Consider the following 20002-nt stretch of genomic DNA (forward strand, 5'->3'; position numbering starts at 1 on the left):
TGGGTGGGGCGAGGGGGGTGAATTGAGAAGTCGATAGGCCCGACTTCCCGTGCCGGGCAGGGCGGCGAGTGGGGAAGTGCCTGCGCGAGGTGGAGTGGGAAGTCGGCGGGTCCGACGTCCCGTGCGGCGTTGGGGCGTGATGGCTGCCCCTTGGTCAGCGGCCGTTGCCCTTCCGGGCTTGAGCTCTGCGTTCTCGCTGGTCGGGCATGGGCCGGTGGCCTCGTGGGAGTGGTGGCGTGTCGAGTCGTCGGTCGTTGGGTTGCCGGCTCGAGATCGGAAGGCCAAGGGCCCCCACCGGGTATTTGCCAGGTGCTGTCCGTCCCGGTCGTGCCAGGATGCTCGGCATGTCTACTCGTGCACTGGGCTTCGGCGCGATTGCGGAGGCCTACGAGCGGTTCCGGCCGGGGTATCCCGAAGAGCTCTTCGACCTGGTGCTCGGGTATGCGGGTCGGCCGGTGCGGACCGCCCTGGAGATCGGGGCGGGAACGGGCAAGGCGACCCGGCTGTTCGCTGAGCACGGGGTCGCGGTCACGGCCACGGAGCCCGACGCGGCCATGCTCACCGAGCTGCGCAAGGCGGTGCCCGCAAGCGTGACGGCCGTCCGGGCCGCGTTCGAGGACCTGCGGCCGGGTGAGACCTACGGGTTGGTCTACGCGGCGGCGGCCCTGCACTGGACACGCCGGGAGGGTCGGTGGTCACGGGTGGCCGCGCTACTGGAACCGGAGGGTGTGTTCTCCTCGTTCGGCGGCCCGTTCGAGCTGGCTGATCCGGCTGTCGAGGAAGCCGTGCACGCGGCACGGGCGCCGTTCCTGGCAAGCGACGAGGTCCCGTCTCCCGACGGGACCGCTCCGGATGAGGCGATGCAGTGGCCGGGCACGGAGCTGCGACGGTCCCAGCTGTTCGTCGACGTCCGGCAGTCGGTCATCGAGCGGCGCCTGACCATGAGCGCTCCCGACTACATCGGTCACCTGTCGACCGTCTCGGCCTATCTCCAACTGCCGCGACCGACGCGGCAGCAGGCGTACGACGCGATCGCCCGGGTCCTGCCCGAGACGGTCGAGATCACCGCCGACATCACCGTCCATCTCGCGCGCCGGCGACCCGAGTAGAGGCGACATCCCTCCTGGGGACCACGGCGGGCGGACCGGAGTGGGAAGTCGGCGGGCCCGACTTCCCACTCCGGGACGGGCCAAGGGGTCAGGAGCGGTGGTACTGGATGGGGGTGGTGACTTCGGCGCCGAGGGTGGTGGCGGCGTGGCGGGCCCAGTAGGGGTCGCGCAGCAGTTCGCGGCCGATCAGGACGGCGTCGGTGCGGCCTTCGGTGAGGAGGGCCTGGGCCTGGGCGGGGTCGGTGATCAGGCCGACGGCGGCCACTGGCAGGTCGGTCTCGCGGCGTACGGCCTCGGCGAAGGGCACCTGGAAGCCGGGCGCGGCCTCGATCCGGGCGTCGGGGACGAGGCCGCCGGTGGAGACGTCGAGCAGGTCGACGCCGTGGGCCCGGAGCTCCTTGGCGAGGCGGACGGTGTCCTGGGAGGTCCAGCCCTCGCGGCCGTCCTCCGGGTTCTCGGTGAGCCAGTCGGTCGCGGACACGCGGAAGAAGACCGGCAGGTCCTCGGGCCACACCGAGCGGACGGCGTCGACGACCTCCAGCGCGAAGCGGATGCGGCCCTCGAAGGAGCCGCCGTAGCCGTCGGTGCGCCGGTTGGTGTGGGGGGAGAGGAACTGATGCACGAGGTAGCCGTGGGCGCCGTGGACCTCGGCGACCTGGAAGCCGGCGTCGAGCGCGCGCCGGGCGGCGTCGGCGAACTGCCGCACGATCTCGCCGATCTGCTCCTCGGTGAGCTCGTCCGGCGTGGTGTGGGCGGGGGAGAAGGCCTCGGCGCCGGGGCCGACCGGGGTCCAGCCGTGCTCCTCGTCCGGGGCGACGGGGCGTCCGCGGTCGACCCAGGTGCGCTCGGTGGAGGCCTTGCGGCCGGCGTGGGCGAGCTGGATGGCCGGGACGGTGCCCTGGCTCTTCAGGAACGCGGTGATCCGGCGGAAGGCGGCGGCCTGCTCGTCGTTCCAGATGCCGAGGTCGTACGGGCTGATGCGTCCCTCGGGGCTGACCGCGGTGGCCTCCGTGATGATCAGCCCGGTGCCGCCGGCGGCGCGGGCCGCGAGGTGGGTGAAGTGCCAGTCGGTCGGGACGCCGGCCGCGGCGCCGTCCGGGGCCGCGCTGTACTGGCACATCGCCGGCATCCAGATCCGGTTGGGGACGGTCAGGGACCGCAGGGTGAGCGGGGCGAAGAGAGAGGTGCTCATGTCGGACTCCCGGTGGGGTCGGCTGACGCCAGGACGCAGGTGAAGCAAGGATGCGGGGTGGAGCAAGGGACGCAGGGCGATGCAAGGGCGAGCATGCAACTTTTGCAGCTGCATTTACATTCGTAAACAATAGTTGCGTGCGCACGGACTCGCAAGGGTTCCCCGTCGGCGCGCCCTCCCGACACCCTCCCACCTGCGACAATCGCTTCCATGATCGAATCCGCAGCCACCAGCATCCCGGAAACGCCCCTCACCGTCGCCGCCGCCGCGATCATCCAGGACGGCCGGCTCCTGGTCGTCAGCAAGCAGGCCGCCCCCGAGGTCTTCTACCTCCCCGGCGGCAAGCCCGACCCCGGCGAGGACGCCCTCCAGGCACTGGCCCGCGAACTGGGCGAGGAGCTCGGCGCGGCCCCGGTCGACCCCCGCCACCTCACCGACATCCGCGCCACCGCCGCCCTCGAAGGCGTGCCCATGCTGATGACCGTCTTCACCGCCACCCTGGACCGCGAGCCCGTCCCCGCCGCCGAACTCGCCGACCTGCGCTGGACCGACGGCCGCGACGACACCCTGCGCCTGGCCCCCGCCGTCCGCGACCACCTCCTGCCCCTGCTGCGCGAACGCGGCGACCTGGCCTGACCCGCGGGCCCGGCCCGGAAACCGTTTCGGCCCCCGCCCAGGCGGGCGGGGGCCGAAGCGGCACGGACGGTCCTCCGTCAGCGCGCCGTCTGCGCCACCCGCTGCGCCGGAACGGCGCCCCGCGCGGTCCGCGCGCCGGCGGAGGCACCAGCAGGGGCAGCAGGGGCAGCGGGGGAGGCGCCCAGCGCGGTGCCGCGGGTCTCCTCCGCCCACGCCACGCAGACCAGCAGCCCGAGGGCGGTGACCCCGGCGGCGATCAGCATGGTCGGGCCGGTGCCCAGCCCGGTCAGCGACAGCGGCAGCAGGTAGGTGCCGACGGCCGCGCCGATCCGGCTCACCGAGGTGGCGACGCCCACGGCGGTGGCCCGGATCTCGGTCGGGAACAGCTCGTTGGGGTACGTCCAGTCGAGCACGTTGGGCCCGCCGCACAGGAAGGCGTACGCGCACAGCGCCAGCAGCGCGATCGCGGCCGGGGCGGTGGGCCACACGCCCAGCAGCGCCAGCGGGACGGTCATCAGCGCGAAGGACCAGATGATGACGGGCCGCCGGCCGCGGGTGTCGATCAGGCGCAGCGCCGGGTAGCAGCCGAGCAGGAAGACGAGGCTGATCAGGCCGGTGCCGAGGGTCTCCATCACGGTGCCGCCCGGCATGCCGAAGGAGGAGAGGATCTGCGGGCCGAAGGTGAGCATCGCGAACAGCGGGCCGACCTGGCACATGAAGAACAGGCCGCAGAACAGGGTGCGGCGCCGGTAGGGCTGGGTCAGCAGCAGGCGCAGTCCGGCGGGGCGGCCGCGCTCGGCCGGATCGGGCATCAGCTCCCGGCCGTCGACCCGGACCCCGAGGTGCTTCTCGACCACCCGCACCGCGTCACCGACCCGCCCGTTGGCGGCCAGCCAGCGCGGCGACTCCGGCGAGCCGCGGCGGATCACCAGGAACACCACGCACAGCACCGTGGAGCTCGCCAGCATCCACCGCCAGCTGCCCGGTCCGGCCAGCTCCAGGAACAGGTAGCCCACCACGTAGGCGAGCACCGAGCCGGCGTACCAGGCGACGATCTGCTGCCCGAGCAGGCGGCCGCGCTTCTTGGCGGGCAGCCACTCGGCGAGCAGCGAGGTGGCGATGGGGTAGTCGGCGGCCACGGCCATGCCGAGCACGAAGCGCAGCAGGGTGATCGCCCACACCGCGTCCACCCAGAAGGAGAGCACCGAGCAGGCGACCATCACGAGCAGGTCGGCGGTGTACATCACCTCCCGGCCGATCTTGTCGGTCAGCACGCCGAAGAGCGCGCCGCCGACGAACATGCCGACCAGGGCGGCGGCGCCGATCAGGCTGACCTCGGCGGTGGAGAGCCCGAGGTCCGGGCGCATCCCGATCAGGGCGACGCCGACGATGCTCAGGATGTAGCCGTCGAGCAGGGGTCCGCCCGAACAGGCGAGGGCCAGCCTGCGGTGGAACGCGGTATACGGGGCGTTGTCGATGGTCTGGGACATGTACTTGGGGTCCTCCGGAGCGTACGGCACGCACTGCGCACCGTGCGCCGGGTAGACGGCAGGGGAAGACGCCGCCCACCTCGGACGGCGCCACCGCCCGGTCACAACGGGCGACCGTCCACGGTTGCCCCGGTTCCGAGGGGGCGCCACCGGGGCGAAGGTCGAGGGGATTCGCGACCAAGGTCCCGAAGCGGACGGGCCCTTCGCCCGTGCCGCCACGGCGCCCGCCCAGTTCCGCCACGGGGCCGCGCCGCCGGGCGCCGCGAACGCGCGCCGGACGTGACCCTGGTCACTTCGGACCGTCAACGGCCCCTGGAATGTGGCCCATTCCACACCGGGGCGGTGCCCGTCCGTACGGGACCGACCCCGCCGCGTCACCGCCGGGGCGCCGTCACGAGCCCGCCGTGAGCGCGGCATCAGCCCGTTGTGAGCCCGTCGTCAGCTCCTCTCCGAGGGCCGCCGGTCCGCGCCCGCGCCCGCGCCCGCGACCGCCAGCGGCACGGCGACGTCCGCGACGTGCTCCCGCGGCCCGGCGGTCGCCCAGTTCGGGTGGTACACCTCCCGGTTCGGCCCGCCCCGCCCGTACCCGCGCGCGGCGACCCAGGCGGCGACCGCGTCGTGGGCGGCGGCCATCGCGGCGGTGCGCCGGCGGGTCAGGGCGGTGTACGCCTCGCGGTGCGCGGGCTCGATGCGCACCGCGAACGGGCCGTGCGGCCCGACCGCGTTCGGGGTGGGGGCGCAGACCTCGACCAGGGCCTCGCAGTCCTCGCCCACCAGGCCGTGGTAGACCGCGAACAGCGGCCCCGACAGGCACGCCCCCGCCTCCCGCAGCCGGCCGAGCAGCAGCCCGGAGGCCTCGGCGAGGAAGCCGGGCAGCGCGGCGGCGTCCACGTGCCGCCGGACGAACAGGACGTACTGCTCGGGCACGTCGCGCTCGGCGACCTCGAACACGGCCGTGCCCCGTCCGGCCAGGACCTCGCGGGCGTAGCCCACTGCCTCCCGGCGGGCCGCGTGCTCGGCCTCCCGCTCCCGCCAGTACGCCAGCAGCTCCCGCTCGCCCGCGTCGCCGTCCGACTCGGCCGCGTCCAGCACCGCCGCGATCCGCGCCAGTGGCAGCCCGGCGGCGCGCAGCAGCGCGATCCGCCGGGCCCGCTGGACCTGCGCCGGGCCGTACCGCCGCACGCCGGTGCGCGGGTCGACCAGGGCGGGCGGCAGCAGCCCCCGCGCGCCGTAGAGCCGCAGGGCCTTGAGGCTGAGCCTGGTCCGGGCGGCGAGTTCGCCGATGGTGATCGTGTCGTCCTGCACGCCCGCCACTGTGCCCCCTGCCCCAGGGGGAGGGGCAAACGGCCGAACGCCGAGGGGGCGAGCCGCACCCCCTTTATGGCGGTACGTCAGCCTTCCCACCGGATCCGCCCGCCTGTTCGCGGCGCCGAGCGGGCCGGTTCACCGGCGCGTGAACTGGAGGCCGTCCGTGCACGGTTGACTTCCCGCGGCCTGGGAGGAAACGCCCCCGGGCCGCACCGTCCGCAGGCGAACGGCACTTCCGGCGCCCCGCACGCCGCCGGAGACGCCCGAGCCCGCCGCCGCACGAGGAGACCCCCATGCCACCCCCGCCCGCCGGCACCCGCACCCGCACCCGCCGCCGCGCCCTGGGCGCGCTCGCGCTGGCCACCGCGCTGGCCGCCGGCCTACCCGGCCTCGCCGCACCCGCCTGGGCCGCCCCCGCCCCCACCGACGCCCCCGCGCAGAGCCGGGCACAAGCCGACCCCGACCTGGTCCTGGACCGCCCCGGCGAGTCGGTGGTCACCCGCCGCGAGGTCACCCCCATCGCCCCCGGCCTGACCATGACCTCCTTCGACCGCCTCGGCGGCCCGGGCTGGATCCGCGGCAAGGTCCTCGTCGCCGACCTGGACACCGAGGGCCTGAGCGTCGACTACCTCTCCTCCGGCAAGGTGACCACCCGCCAGAGCGTCACCGACATGGCCCGCGGCGCCGGAGCCGTCGCCGCGATCAACGGCGACTACTTCGACATGAACGCCTCCGAGGCCCCCCTCGGCGTCGGCGTCTCCCGCAAGGACGGCCTGGTCCAGGCCCCCGTCGAGGGCTGGAACCAGGCCGTCACCGTCGGCACCGACGGCCTCGCCCGGATGGCCCAGGTCTTCCTGGAGGGCCACGCGAGCCTGCCCGGCGGCCGCGAGCTGACGCTGAACGGCGTCAACACCTACGGCCTGCCCGCCGACGGCGTCGGCGTCTTCACCCCCGCCTGGGGCGACGCCACCCGCGGCAACGTCGCCAACGGCTCCGCCGAGGTCGCCGAGGTCGAACTGCGCGACGGCCGGGTCACCGCCGTCCGCGACACGCTCGGCGCCGCCGTCCCCGAGGGCGCCACCGTCCTGGTCGGCCGCGAGGCCGGCGCCCGCGCCCTGCGCGACCTCGGGCCCGGCGACCGGGTCTCCGTCGGCTACCGCCCGCGCGCCTCCTTCGGAGAGGTCGCCGTCGCCATCGGCGGCTACCAGGTCCTGGTCGCCGACGGCGTCGCCCAGCGCTCCGGCGAGAACGACGGCAACGAGCTCAACGCCCGCACGGCCGTGGGCTTCTCGGCCGACAACCGGCGCATGTACCTGGTCACCGTCGACGGCCGGCAGGCCGACAGCCCCGGCATCAGCCTGCCCGACCTCGCCGTCCTGCTGCGCGACATGGGCGCCCACAACGCGCTCAACATGGACGGCGGCGGCTCCGCCGCGATGGCCGCCCGCCTGCCCGGCGCCGAGCGGGCCGGCACCGTCAGCAGCCCCTCCGACAACGGCGGGGAACGCGCCGTCGCCAACGGCCTCGGCCTGTTCTCCACCCCCGGATCCGGCCAGGCCAAGGGCTTCCGGCTGCGCCCGGCCCCGGCCGTGGACACCGCCGCCCGCCTCTTCCCCGGCCTGCACCGCACCGTGCGCGCCCTGCCCCACGACGAGGCCTGCGGCGCCGTCACCGCGACGCCGCCCGCCACCGCGTGGTCCACCGCCACCGGCGCCACCGCGAGCGTCGAGGGCCGCGGCCTGGACGCCGTCGTCACCGGCCGCGCCCCCGGCGCCGCCGAGGTCGCCGTCACCGCCACCGGCGCCGCGAAGGCCGTCCTGCCGCTGACCGTGCTCGGCCCGGCGGTACGCGTCAGCGCCGGCAGCGCGCCGATCGCCCTCGAAGGCGCCGGCGCCACCGCCCGCCTCACCGTCACCGGCTACGACGCGCTCGGCCACACCGCACCCGTCGAGGCCGCCGACGTCAAGGTCACCGGCGGCGAGGGCGTGGTCGAGACGAGCGCCGCCCCCGACGGCACCATCGCCCTCAAGGCCCTGGCCGACGGGAAGTCCGCCACCCTCAAACTGACCGTCGGCACCCTGGAGAGCGCCGTCGCCGTCACCGTCGGCATGACCGAGAAGCCGTTCGCCGACTTCTCCGACGCCGCCGCCTGGAAGTCCGGCAACGACCGCGCCCCCGGCGGCTCGACGGCCCCCGCCCCCGGCCCCGACGGCACCCACGGCCTGCGCCTGGCCTACGACTTCACCCACTCCACCGGCACCCGCGGCCAGTACGCCATCGCCCCCGAGGGCATCGTGCTGCCCGGCCAGCCCCGCTCCATCACGATGTGGATCGAGGGCGACGGCAACGGCGCCTGGCCGCGCGTCCAGTACCGCACCGCCGCCGGCGTCACCGCCAACCTCGACGCCCCGATGGTCACCTGGACCGGCTGGCGCAAGGTCGAGTTCCCCGTCCCCGCCGGCGTCCAGTACCCGCTCACCTTCCAGCGCTTCCGCCTGATGGAGACCAGCGCCGCCCGCTCCTACACCGGCGCCCTCACCCTCGCCGACCTGCGCGTCAAGGTCGCCCCCGACGTCGAACTGCCCGCCCAGCCCAAGGTCACCGACCCCGTCGTGCTCACCAACGGCACCGTCGACGGCCGCCCGCTGCGCGTCGCCGTCATGTCCGACGCCCAGTTCATCGCCCGCAGCCCCGACAGCGACATCGTCCAGGCCGCCCGCCGCACCCTGCGCGACATCGCCGCCGCCAAACCCGAACTCCTCGTCATCGACGGCGACTTCGTCGACGAGGCCGCCCCCGCCGACTTCGCCCTCGCCCGCACGCTCCTCGACGAGTTCGACCAGCTCACCGGCCACACCGTCCCCTGGCACTACGTGCCCGGCAACCACGAGGTCATGGGCCCCGGCACCATCGACAACTTCAAGGCCGCCTTCGGCGACACCACCCAGGTCTTCGACGTCAAGGGCACCCGCTTCGTCACCCTCAACAGCTCGCTCGGCACCCTGCGCGGCAGCGGCTTCGACCAGATCGCCACCCTGCGCACCGCCCTCGACAGCGCGGCCCAGGACCCGTCCGTCACCGGCCTGCTGCTCTTCGAGCACCACCCCACCCGCGACCCGCTGCCCGACCAGGGCAGCCAACTCGGCGACCGCAAGGAGGCCGCCCTCGTCGAGCAGTGGCTCGCCGACTTCCGCACCAAGGGCAAGTCCGCCGCCATGGTCACCGGCCACGTCGGCGCCTTCCACGCCCAGAGCATCGACGGCGTCCCGCACCTGATCAACGGCAACTCCGGCAAGGGCCCCGCCGCCGAACCCGACCGCGGCGGCTTCACCGGCTGGACGATGCTCGGCGTCAACCCCGCCGCCGGCCGCGTCACCGACCCCTACGCCACCGCCGACGACACCTCCGCCTGGCTGCGCGCCGAGGTCCGCGCCCGCGCCGACACCGTCGACCTCCAGGCCCCCACCGCCCTCGGCCTGCTCGAAACCGCCCCCGTCCACGCCACCTTCACCCAGGACGGCGAACGCACCGTGCCCGTCGCCTGGCCCGTCACCGCCCAGTGGGGCGGCACCGCCGTGCACATCGGCACCGCCGCGAGCGCCCCGCGCACCGCCGTCGCCGCCTACGACCCGGCCACCGCCACCCTGACCGGGCTGCGCCCCGGCAGCGGGACGCTGAGCGTCACCGTCGGCGGGGTGAAGGCCGAACAGCCGCTCACCGTCGGCGCGTTGCCCGCCTGCACCACCACCGTGCGCGGCCGGCACTCCTCGCTCGCCGTCACCTCGGGCGTCACCTGCCTCCAGGGCGCCACCGTCGACGGCCCGGTCCTGGTGCAGCCCGGAGCCTCCCTGGTCGCGCTGGACTCCACCCTGTCCGGCCCGCTCTCCGCCCGCGGCGCGACCACCCTGGTGCTGAGCGACACCACCGTGAACGGCCCGGTCGCCGTCAGCGGCACCACCGGCACCACGGCGATCCTGCGCGCCACCCTGTCCGGCCCGCTCCACCTCGCGCTCAACAAGGGCGCCACCCTGCTGGCCGGCACCACCGTGCGCGGCCCGCTGGACTGCTCCGGCAACACCCCGGCCCCGGTGAACGGCGGCCTCGCCAACACCGTGAGCGGCCCGAAGGGCGGCCAGTGCGCCGCACTGTGACGGACCGTCAGTAACCCCACCGCAGGCCCGGACCGTGACGCACGGTCCGGGCCTGCGGTGCCGTGTCCTACGTGGCCCGGTGGCTCTTGACGAGGTCCTGGACGGACTTGGGGACGGGGACGCCCTGGGCGTACTGGTCGGGGACGGGCTCGCCGTAGGTCTGGCGTACGGCGAGGACGCCGCCCCAGGCGTGGGGGTACTTCCGGTCCCGGTCGGTCTCGTGTTCGGGCCCCTCGGGGTGGGTCGCCAGTTTGGCGTGGACCGTCGTTCCCTCCTCGCCGAGGTCGACGGAGAGGACCCCGGTGGTGGGCATGTGCTGCCCGTCCGTGTTCAGGTCCTTGTCGTCGATGGGGCGCAGCTCACCCCATCGACCGGGGATGATCTGGTCGCTGAGCGCTTCGAAGGCCTTCGCGCGCCCGGAGGGGTCGACCTTCCTGGCGACGCCGTTGACGACGACGGAGCGGTAGTTGAGCGAGGTGCTGATGGCCGCGCGTCCGACGACGAGGCCGTCGACGAGGGTGACGGCCAGGGAGACGGACACGCCGTCCTCGCTCCACAGGTGCTTCAGCGAGACCGGGATCCCGGTCGGGTAGTAGATGGACCCGTGCAGGTAGAGGAGCCTCCGGCCGCCTTCCTCGTGGTAGGCGTAGACCATGGGGACGCACCTCGGCCTGATCGTCAACCGGTCGCCCGGAGTGCTGATCTCGAGGTGGGCGACGGTGCAGACGAAGCCCGCCTTGAGGACGGGGACCCAGTCGTTCGGGTCGGTGCTCACCTGTGTCCTCTTGGCGAACGCCGCGGCGTCCGACGACCCTGTGACGGTGCCCGGTTCCTGGGACATGGCGGGCATGGCGACTCCTTCACGACGGGGGAGGGGAGGGGCCCGGCTCCGCGGGTGACGGGAGCGGGCCCGGGACACGGGTCATGCCTACGGCACGGCGGGCGCTCGACGGGCCCCAACGTGCGCACGGCGGTGGCGGATCACCCCGCCAGAGCAACGACCCCGCCGGCCGCGACCGCGGGACGCCGGGACGTTCCGATGCGCCATCCGGCCGTCCGCCGTTGGAGCGGGAGCGCCCCGCGGCCGTGGCCGGCGGCTTCGGCCGGTCGGCTGACGGGGGCCGGTCGAGGCGGCCGGAAGAACGTTTCGGCTTTTCCGATCGATTGCGGGAGGGGTAATTCCTCATACCGGCAAGGGGATTCACGGACCGGTGACGCCCATGCGTGTCCGGTCGGCGGCGGGCCGGGGCGCAACCATACTCGTGGACGCCGAGACCGGAGAGGCGATCCGAAAGGGGACGCCTCCGCGGCGGATGCGAAAGGGAGAGTCATGCCGGACAACGACGAGTACCCGAAGCCCCTCAAAGATTTCCTCGACAGGATCGACGACTGGTACCGCACCAATCACGAGGGCTTCAAGACCCTGTTCGACGCGACGATCGCCAACGTGGTGAAGTGTCCGGCCGACCCGACCGATCCCGATGGAAAGAAGGTGTACTACGACTGGCAGGGGAAGGGCATCGAGGATCTGAAGAAGTTCTTCGCGGAGTGGTACACCAACTGGACCACGACGAAGCCCAACGACGGCCTGGACTACATCGAGAAGTTCAGCTGGCTCACCTACGAGAACGACTACGGGATGGTCTTCGTGACCTGCGGTCCCGGCCTGGAGATGACCAAGGACTTCACCAACCTGCAGGGCGACCAGATGGACGACACGGGGAAGGACGGGCAGAAGCTCATCAAGCTCTGGGAGAGCGAACTCGGCACGAGGATGGAGGACTTCGAGGACGGCCCCTGGGCCACCTTCAACCAGTTCTTCATCCGGGAGCTGAAGGACGGCAAGCGCCCGATCGACGCCCAGGACGACAACAGTGTGGTGGTCGCCCCGACCGACTGCGTCATCAACATGATCGTCGACGACCTGGCCGAGGAGACGCCGATCCCGGTCAAGACGGTCACCATGAACGTCAAGCAGCTGCTCGCCGGTTCCGAGTACTACAAGAGGTTCGTCCCCAGGGAGGAGGGCGGCAGGATGCTCCCCGGGGGCACGGCCGTGTCGTGCATCCTGATGCCCGACACCTACCACTGGTACCACGCGCCGGTAGCGGGTGAGGTCGTGGAGTCCCACGACGACGTCCACGGAATCTACTACGGGATGCGGGACTTCCCCGAGCTCCTCAACAAGGGGAACGTCGGCTACGGGTTCGACTACGAGATGTTCGACACCTTCCGCCGCGGATACCTCATCTTCAGGACGATGTTCACCGACCCCAGGGGGGGCAAGCACGAGACGCACGTGGCGATGGTGACCGTCGGCCTCAACTCGATCGGCTCCGTGCAGTACGAAGCGGACTTCAAGAACCCCCAGAAGCCCGTCCCGGTGACGAAGGGCCAGAAGATCGGGAACTTCCAGTACGGCGGCTCCCTGAACATCCTGCTGTTCGAGCACGGCCGCTTCCCGGCCCTGCAGCTGCACATGGGGCAGCGCATCGGGACCCTTGAGGACCCGGAGCGGACGAACGGGCTGTTCAGCCACCCCCACCACGCGCAGTCCCGCCGGGGCATCCCGTTCGCCCGGTGATCCTGCTGATCCCGTCGATCCCCTCGATTCCGTTGACCCGCTTCCGAACGAAGGACTGAACCATGGACCCGGACGACCTCGTCACGTCGATCCCGGCGAACCTCCTCGACACCAAGAGCCTCGAGCTGGGGGTCCGCTCCTACGCGGGGCGCGTACAGCTCGACGGCACGGGCACCGCGAAGAACAACCTCTTCTACTGGTTCTTCGAGAGCCAGACCTGCAGCCCCCACGTGCCCGTCGCCGACCAGCAGGACCTGATCAGCGCCACACCGCTGGTGATCTGGCTCAACGGAGGCCCCGGCGCCTCCTCGCTGATCGGGCTCTTCCTGGAGAACGGCCCGCTGACCATCACCGAGGACACCGTCGGGACCGTGTCGCTGACCACCACCAGCTGGAACCAGGAGGCGCACCTCCTCTACTGGGACCAGCCCCTGGGCGCCGGGTACAGCCACTCCGACGACCCCAAGCACGACGAGTACGTCGAGGACGAGGCCGAACTCGGCCACATGTTCTGGCAGGCGCTCCAGAAGTTCTTCCAGCTGCACCCCGAGTACGCGAAGTGCCCGCTGTACGTCTGCGGCGAGAGCTACGCCGGCAAGTACGTGCCGGCGATCGCCCTGGAGATCGACAAGCAGAACGGGCGGAAGGCGGGACAGCACATCGACCTGCGCGGGATCGCGGTGGGCAACGGCTGGATCACCCCCGAGCTCTCGCTGGGCCTCATGATCGACTACGTCTACACCACCGGATTCATCGGCCTCGGCCAGCGCGAGGAACTGCTCCGGGACTACGCGAAGGTCCAGGCCGAGATCAAGGAAGGCAGCATGGTCCAGGCCACCAAGGACGGCAACGCCCTGGTGGACAAGACCCTGGCCTACGGCGGGAACTTCGACATCTACGACGCCCGGGGCTGGAAGGGCCTGCCCTGGGAGACGCTGAAGGCGTACCTGAACACCGATCCCGTCAGGAAGGCCCTGCACGTGCCGCTCGGGCTCGAGTGGACGTGCGAGGACAACAGCGGCCCGGTGGCCGATGCCCTGGTAGAGGACAACATGGCGGACGCGTCCGACAAGTACGGCGCGCTCATCGACAGGAGCGACGGGGGCATCAAGCGCTACAAGGTGCTGCTCTACACCGGGAACTTCGACACCGCCTGCGGCTTCCGGAGCACCGAGGAGATCCTCGACAGGCTCATGCGGGACCGCGACCCGGAGTGGCACGGCGCGCCCCGTCTGATCTGGCAGCAGCCGCCGGGCGACCCCAAGGGCTTCGTCCGTCAGCGCGGCAACCTGACGCAGGTGTCCATCCCCGACTCCGGTCACGAGGTGCCGGCGTACCAGCCGGAGACCTGCCGGGAGATGCTCTACAACTGGCTCTTCGAGCGTCCCTTCCACGGGCACGACCCGCAGGGACCGCTCGCGTAGCGGACCGGCGACGGCGCCGGGGAGTTGATCGGACGGCGGGGCGGCACTGCGGTGCCGCCCCGCCGTTCGTGGTGCCGCGGGCGCGGGGTGGTGATGGCCCGAGCTGAACATCATTCATATGATGGCAAGTCAGTAACTATCAGCCGGTGCCACGATCCTCGGAGGGCGTCCCGGACCAGGGCGCGCCCAGGGGACCGGGCCGGCCCCCGGATCCGCTCCGGCCCCCTCGGGCTCGATTCAGGGAGAAGCATTGCGCGGCACCGTGCTCGCCGACCGCTACCGGCTGGTGGACTGGCTCGGCGGCGGGTCGATGGGCGACGTGTGGCTCGCCGAGGACGAGGTCCTGGGCCGCCGGGTGGCGGTCAAGGTGGTGAAGCCGGCCCTGCTGGACGAGCCCGGCTTCGCCGAGCGCTTCCACGCCGAGGCCCGCGTCATGGCCCGGCTGCGGCACCCGGGCATCGTCGGCGTGTACGACTACGGGCACAGCGGCGGCGACGCGCACGGCGACGGGCACGGCGGTGCGTACGGGCGGCGCCCGGTCGGCTACCTGGTGATGGAGCTGATCGACGGCCAGCCGCTGAGCGCCGTCCTGGAGCGGCGCGGAGTCCTGCCGGTGGCCGAGGCGCTGCGGCTGGCCCTCCAGGTGCTGGAGGCGCTGGAGGCCGCGCACGCGTCCGGGGTGGTCCACCAGGACATCAAACCCGCCAACCTGATGGTCAACGGCGACCGGACGGTGATCGCGGACTTCGGCATCGCCGGCCCCGCCTGCGACCCCCGGTTCACCGTACCCGGGGTGGTGCTGGGCACCGCCGCCTACCAGGCGCCGGAACAGGCCTCCACCGGGACGGTCACCGCCTCGGCGGACCTCTACGCGCTCGGCGTGGTCCTCTACGAGTGCCTCGCCGGGAGGCTCCCGTACGACGGGGAGACCGCCCTCGAACTGATCCTCAAGCACCTGACGGAGCCCGTGCCGCCGCTGCCCGGGGACGTGCCCGCGCCGGTGCGCGCGGTGGTCGAGCGGGCGATGGCCAAGGACCCCGGCGAGCGCTGGCCCGACGCGGCGACGATGGCCGCGGCGCTGCGCCGGGCCCTCGCGGCGGGCGAAGCGGCGGGCGGTGCGGCGGGCGAAGCGGCGCCGCCGTCGGGCCTGCACCGGCCCCTCGCCCGGTCCGTTGCCCGGCGGATACCCCGGGCCGGGCGCCGCCTGCGGGCGCTGGCCGGGGTGACGGCACTGACGCTGCTCTGCGTGGCCGGGGCCGCCGGGGCGACGGTGGTACGGCCCGGCCGGGACGCCACGCCGCCCGGCGCCGCCGTCGCCGGGCCCGCGGCCGGGTCCGCGGTGGCGGGGGCCGCCGCCCTCGTCGAGGCCGGCCGCCCGCCCGCCGGACAGCCGTCCGCCCCCGCGCAGGCCCCCGTACCGTCGGGCGGACCGGGCACGGGTGAGAGCCCCGCGCCCGCCGCCGGGCCCGGACCGGCCACCGCCCCGCCGTACGCCCCGTCCGCCGCCCCGCCGTCCGCGCCGGTCCCCGCCGCGCCCGCCGCCCCGGCCCCCGCCCCCGCCGCGGGCCAGAGCCCGGCCGCGCCCGCGCCGACCTCCGCCGCCCCGGACCGCCCCGCCCCCGGCGAACCGGCCACCCCCACCACGCCCGCGACCCCGACGCAGTCCGCCCAGCCCACGCCGCAGCCCAAACCGCAACTGCCCGCCGAGGCACGGATCACCGGCACCAACGGCGCGCTGGACAACTACTCCTCCAACGACCAGGACGGCAACACCGTCGGCACCTACTTCGCCAACGGCACGGCGGCGCAGCTCTGGCGGCTGGACCGGGTCGCCGACGGGATGTACTACCTGCGCAACGCCTCCAGCAACTTCACCAAGGTGCTGGACCAGGACCGCAGGAGCGGACTGGTGCAGATCTGGACGAGCCCGCCGGCCGACTGGAACCAGGTCTGGGCCATCGCGCAGGTCCCGGGCGGCTACCGGATCGCCAACGTCGCCACCCAGCTGTGCCTGACGTCCGAGGGCATCGGCGTCGGGACCCACGTGGCGTCCTGCACGGGCGCGCAGAACCAGGTGTGGACGTTCAACTGAGCCGCCGGGAGCCGACTGCCCGGCTCCGACCGGAGACCGCCGTCGACCGGGGCCGCGACGGCGAGCTGTACGACTACGACGCGGACGACGCCGGGTTCGTCCGCGATCCGGGGGCCGGGGCGGCGCTGCGGGCGGTGCCACGGACCCGGGTCACCACGGGGCCATCACCAGCTCGCCGATCACCTGGAGGCCGACTCGTGCCGCCAGCCACGGGGCGCGTTCGGCCTCGACATGCTTGACGTGCACGAACACCGTGTGGTCGGCCGCCGGCTCCGTCAGGTCGAGGTCCCGGGCATGCGCGCAGACCGTCACGTAGGCGCCCCTGGGACCTCCGGCACCGAGGCCGATGTCGGGAGCCTCCGGCCAGCCGGAGAAGTCCCAGCGGACCGACACCGGGCATGCCCCCGCCGCCGCCAGGACCGGCCGCACCACGTCCGCGGACATGCCCCAGCCCATCAACCGGACCGGGAGGTGGGCCGACGGCGGGTCACCCCTGTCGGAGGAGCCGTGTCCGGCGCCGTCGGCCCACCACTCGGCACCCGGCAGGAGGCCCAGGAGCCGTTCGAGGGCCCGCGCGTCGGGAACGCGCGCGTCGAAGTCGACCTCGAGCTCCCGGGTGTCGGCGAGATCCAGCAACCGCCCGGCGGCCCGCAGGGCCTCGTCGAGGTCCGCCGTCCTCAGGACCGGTCGCGCGTAGGAGTTGGCCATGGCGGGGAGTCTGCCAGGGCGCCCGCACTCGGAGATACCGGTTTTGTCCGCGCCCTGGACCTGCCGGCGTCCCCCCGTCCCCCTCGGAGGCGCCCCCAGGTCGGCTCGCCGGACCGGGCGGACCTCCGGCGGGTCACGCCGGCAGCCAGGACGGCCACTGCCGGCGCGGCCGGACGGCGGGGCGGGCCGGGCCGATCAGCTCGCGCAGCCGGGCGGCCTCGGGGGAGCCGATGGAGGCCAGGATGTCGTAGGCCTCCGACCGGTGCGCCCGGGCCGCGTTCCCGGCATCCCCGGTGTCCTCGGTGCCCTCGTCGGCCGCGCGGTCGGCGAGCGCGTCGCCGAGCGCCGCCAGGGCCAGCCCCCGCCCCCGGCGGTCGCCGTCGAGCGTCAGCACCTCCACCGCCCGCCCGGCCGCCGCCACCGCCTCCTCGCCGCGGCCGACGGCGCGCAGCGACTCGGCGAGCCGCAGCAGCGTACGGCCGGTGCGGCGCCGGTCGTCCGGCCGCAGCAGGGCCAGGGCGTTGCGGTGGTGGCGCAGGGCCTGCTCGTACTCGCCGCGGTCGTGGGCGATCGTCCCCAACGAGTCCAGGGCGAGCGCCTGGAGTTCGTGGTCGGCGAGCTCGTGGCAGATCAGCAGCGACTGGTCGACGACGCGCACCGCCGCCTCGGACCGGCCGAGCCCGATGAACGCGCCCGCCAGGTCGAGCAGTTCGGCCGCCACCGAGCGCCGGTCGCCGAGCCGCTCCCACACCGAGATCGCCGCCGTGAAGCCGTCGACCGCGTCGCCCGGCCGGCCGACCTGGGCGAACAGGGCGGCCAGCGAGGCATGGGCCAGGGCGAGCAGCGGCCCCGGCAGATCGTGGGCGGTGCACAGGTCGCGGGCCCTGAACAGCTCGGCGAGGGCCGCGGGTTCGGAGCCGACCTCGGTCAGCAGCCGTCCGAGCACCAGCCGGGCCCTGACCTCGCCCGTCCGGTCGCCCGCGCGGACGGCGGCGTGGAGCAGCACCTTGGCCGCGTGCCCGAGCGGCCGGGCGGCCTGGCCGGTCTCGCACAACAGGACGTAGCCGAGCAGCAGTTCGGCCGCCAGGTCGAGCCGGGGCGGCTCGGGGAGGGCGGCGTACTGGCCGACCAGCGCGCCGATGCCGCGGTAGTCGCCGCGGCCGTGGGCCGCCGCCGTACCGCAGCCAACGCCACGGGCGGCGGCACCGGTGAACGGCAGGGCGGCGCGGGCGGCGGCCGGGCCGAGGGCCGCGACGGTCTCGCCGTGGTGACGGGCCACCAGGCGGGTGAGGACGGCGGCCGGCCGGTCCCCCTCCGCCTCCGCTTCCCCCTCCGGGGCGAGCTGCAGGGCGAAGGCGCGCAGCAGGTCGTGGTACCGGTAGCGGTCCGGCGGCGCGGTCTCCAGCATCGAGCAGTCGACCAGCGACTCGGCCAGCTCCTCGGCCTCCCGCTCGGGCAGGCCGAGCACCGCCGCGACCGCCCCCGGCGACAGGTCGGGCACCTCCGGCACCGCCAACAGGCGGAAGGCCCGGGCCTGTTCGGGCGTCAGCTGGTCGTAGCCGAAGCGGAACGCCGACTCGACGGCGAGGTCCCCGGCGCGCAGCACGTCCAGCCGCCGGCGGTCCCCGGCCAGCTTGTCGAGCAGCCGGGCCATCGACCAGCCCGGCCGGCAGGCGAGGCGCGCGGCGAGGATCCGTACGGCCAGCGGGAGGTGGCCGCAGAGCCGCACGAGCTCCCCGGCGGTGTCCGCCTCGGCCCGCAGCCGCTGCCCGCCGACCACCCGTTCGAGCAGGCCCAGGGCCTCCTGCGGGGCGAACGCGGTCAGCTCGACGACGTGCGCGTTGGGAAGCGAACCGAGCCTGGCCCGGCTGGTGACGAGCACCGCGCAGCCCGCCCGGCCGGGCAGCAGCGGCCTGATCTGCTCGGCGTCCCGGGCGTTGTCGAGGACCACCAGCACCCGCCGGCCCGAGAGCAACGAGCGGAACTGGGCGGAGCGTTCGGCGAGCCCGGGCGCCAGCCCCTCCGGCGGCACGCCCAGGGACCGCAGGAAGGCGCCCACCGCCTCCTCGGGCCGGGTCGGGCGGCCGTCGGCCCCGTGCAGGTCCAGGTAGAGCTGGCCGTCGGGGAAGTCCGCGGCCAGCGTGTGCGCGACGTGGACGGCCAGCGCCGTCTTGCCCACGCCGCCCAGGCCCGACACCGTCGCCACGGGCATGGTGCCGGGGGAGAGCAGGACGGCCCGCAGCGCCTCGGTCTGCGCCTCGCGGCCGGTGAAGTCGGCGAGGTCGGCCGGGACTTGGGTCGGCCGGACCGCCGCCGGGTACGGCGCGCGGGCCGCGGCGGCGGGCCGGGCCGTTGTCGGTGCGGGCGAGGAGGTGGGCGTGGCCGAGGGCGAGGACGTGGACGCCGAGGTGGGCGCGGGCGCCACGAGCGCGGCGTCGGCCACCAGGATCCGGCGCTGCAACTCGCGCAACCCGGGCCCGGCCGAGACGCCGAGCTGCGCCCGCAGCCGCCGGTCCGCCGCGCGGTACACGCCCAGGGCCTCCGCCTGCCGGCCGGTCCGGTAGAGGGCGAGCATCAGCAGTTCGGAGAACCGCTCCCGGAGCGGGTACTCGGCCACCACGGCGGCCAGTTCGGCGACGGCCTCGCCGGACGGCCCGGCCTCGACCTCGGCCTCCAGACAGGACTCCAGGACGGTCACCCGGCGCTCGGCCCACTCGCCGCGCTGCCGCTCGGCGTACGGGCCGGGCAGCCCGGTCATCGGCTCGCCCCGCCACAGCGCCAGCGCCGAGCGGAGCACGGCGGCGGCGCGGGCGTGCTGCCCGGCGGTGCGCAGCTCCCGCGCCTCGCCGAGGAGTTCCTCGACCCGGTGGGTGTCCAGCCCGCCGGCGTCCAGGGCGAACAGGTAGCCCCCGCTGAGCGTGGTCGGCGCGGCGGGCCCCAGGACGCGGCGCAGGCGGTGGACGTACGTCCGGATCACGGCGGAGGGCTTGGCGGGCGGATCATCGCCCCACAGGTCGTCGACCAACTGACCGGTCGACACCGGGTGGTTGGCCCTCAGCAGCAGCGCGAGCAACAGGCTCCGCTGCTGCGGCGATCCGAGCACGAGCTCGCCGCCGTCCCGCCACCCCCGCAGCGGCCCCAGCACCGTGAACCGTAAACCACCCACCGGCCAATCCCCCTCCGCCCGCACACGATCCCCCGGCCGCGCATTGTACCGACCGCATCACCCCTGGTCAGGGACGAGGCCCCGGGCCCGTCCGGGAGTACGGGGATACCCTGGCCGCCGGCCCGGGATCGAGGGGGAGACC

General features: G+C 74.1%; 12 protein-coding genes. 6 read left to right on the plus strand and 6 right to left on the minus strand.

Translation table 11 applies throughout. The annotated features are described in order from the left end of the window. Positions 1 to 335: 335 nt before the first annotated feature. Entirely contained in the window at positions 336 to 1109 is a 774-nt protein-coding gene (locus ACFVXH_RS07555; protein WP_387821208.1) for a class I SAM-dependent methyltransferase, read from the plus strand. Positions 1110 to 1197: 88 nt separating this feature from the next. Here ACFVXH_RS07555 and ACFVXH_RS07560 read toward each other — a convergent pair whose 3' ends face one another. Continuing rightward, positions 1198 to 2301: an NADH:flavin oxidoreductase/NADH oxidase gene (locus tag ACFVXH_RS07560; RefSeq protein WP_387821211.1), complete on the minus strand. Its 1104-nt coding sequence runs from the start codon at positions 2299 to 2301 to the stop codon at positions 1198 to 1200. 210 nt (positions 2302 to 2511) lie between these two features. Between ACFVXH_RS07560 and ACFVXH_RS07565 the strand changes: the two genes are divergently transcribed. Next, on the plus strand, positions 2512 to 2937 hold the full coding sequence (locus ACFVXH_RS07565; protein WP_074005315.1) for an NUDIX domain-containing protein: 426 nt from the start codon (positions 2512 to 2514) through the stop codon (positions 2935 to 2937). A gap of 77 nt (positions 2938 to 3014) precedes the next feature. Here the strand turns inward: ACFVXH_RS07565 and ACFVXH_RS07570 are convergent, their stop codons facing one another. Both ACFVXH_RS07570 and ACFVXH_RS07575 read right to left on the minus strand, forming a co-directional pair. Beyond that, on the minus strand, positions 3015 to 4427 hold the full coding sequence (locus ACFVXH_RS07570; RefSeq protein ID WP_049649936.1) for an MFS transporter: 1413 nt from the start codon (positions 4425 to 4427) through the stop codon (positions 3015 to 3017). 438 nt (positions 4428 to 4865) lie between these two features. Further along, positions 4866 to 5732, minus strand: coding sequence for a MerR family transcriptional regulator (locus ACFVXH_RS07575; RefSeq protein WP_387821215.1), 867 nt, complete (start codon positions 5730 to 5732; stop codon positions 4866 to 4868). 296 nt (positions 5733 to 6028) lie between these two features. Between ACFVXH_RS07575 and ACFVXH_RS07580 the strand changes: the two genes are divergently transcribed. Beyond that, complete coding sequence (locus ACFVXH_RS07580; RefSeq protein WP_387821218.1) at positions 6029 to 9886, plus strand: phosphodiester glycosidase family protein; 3858 nt, start codon at positions 6029 to 6031, stop codon at positions 9884 to 9886. A 67-nt stretch (positions 9887 to 9953) separates the two neighbouring features. Here ACFVXH_RS07580 and ACFVXH_RS07585 read toward each other — a convergent pair whose 3' ends face one another. After that, positions 9954 to 10736 (minus strand): pyridoxamine 5'-phosphate oxidase family protein, encoded by a 783-nt coding sequence (locus ACFVXH_RS07585; protein WP_387821227.1) that lies wholly within the window; start codon positions 10734 to 10736, stop codon positions 9954 to 9956. Between the two features lie 480 nt (positions 10737 to 11216). Here ACFVXH_RS07585 and ACFVXH_RS07590 point away from each other — a divergent pair, with 480 nt between their 5' ends. The 3 genes from ACFVXH_RS07590 (at position 11217) to ACFVXH_RS07600 (ending at position 15986) form a co-directional block, all read left to right on the plus strand. Next, positions 11217 to 12470, plus strand: coding sequence for a phosphatidylserine decarboxylase (locus tag ACFVXH_RS07590; RefSeq protein ID WP_387821230.1), 1254 nt, complete (start codon positions 11217 to 11219; stop codon positions 12468 to 12470). Positions 12471 to 12532: 62 nt separating this feature from the next. After that, on the plus strand, positions 12533 to 13894 hold the full coding sequence (locus ACFVXH_RS07595; protein WP_387821233.1) for a hypothetical protein: 1362 nt from the start codon (positions 12533 to 12535) through the stop codon (positions 13892 to 13894). 250 nt (positions 13895 to 14144) lie between these two features. Next, positions 14145 to 15986, plus strand: coding sequence for a serine/threonine protein kinase (locus ACFVXH_RS07600; protein WP_387821236.1), 1842 nt, complete (start codon positions 14145 to 14147; stop codon positions 15984 to 15986). Positions 15987 to 16136: 150 nt separating this feature from the next. Here the strand turns inward: ACFVXH_RS07600 and ACFVXH_RS07605 are convergent, their stop codons facing one another. Further along, a complete protein-coding gene (locus ACFVXH_RS07605; RefSeq protein WP_049661056.1) occupies positions 16137 to 16694 on the minus strand; it encodes a hypothetical protein in 558 nt (185 codons plus the stop codon). A 133-nt stretch (positions 16695 to 16827) separates the two neighbouring features. Beyond that, a complete protein-coding gene (locus ACFVXH_RS07610) occupies positions 16828 to 19860 on the minus strand; it encodes a BTAD domain-containing putative transcriptional regulator (protein WP_387821240.1) in 3033 nt (1010 codons plus the stop codon). Positions 19861 to 20002 lie beyond the last annotated feature (142 nt).

This window comes from Kitasatospora sp. NPDC058184 (assembly GCF_042883725.1).
Taxonomy (GTDB): Bacteria; Actinomycetota; Actinomycetes; order Streptomycetales; family Streptomycetaceae; genus Kitasatospora.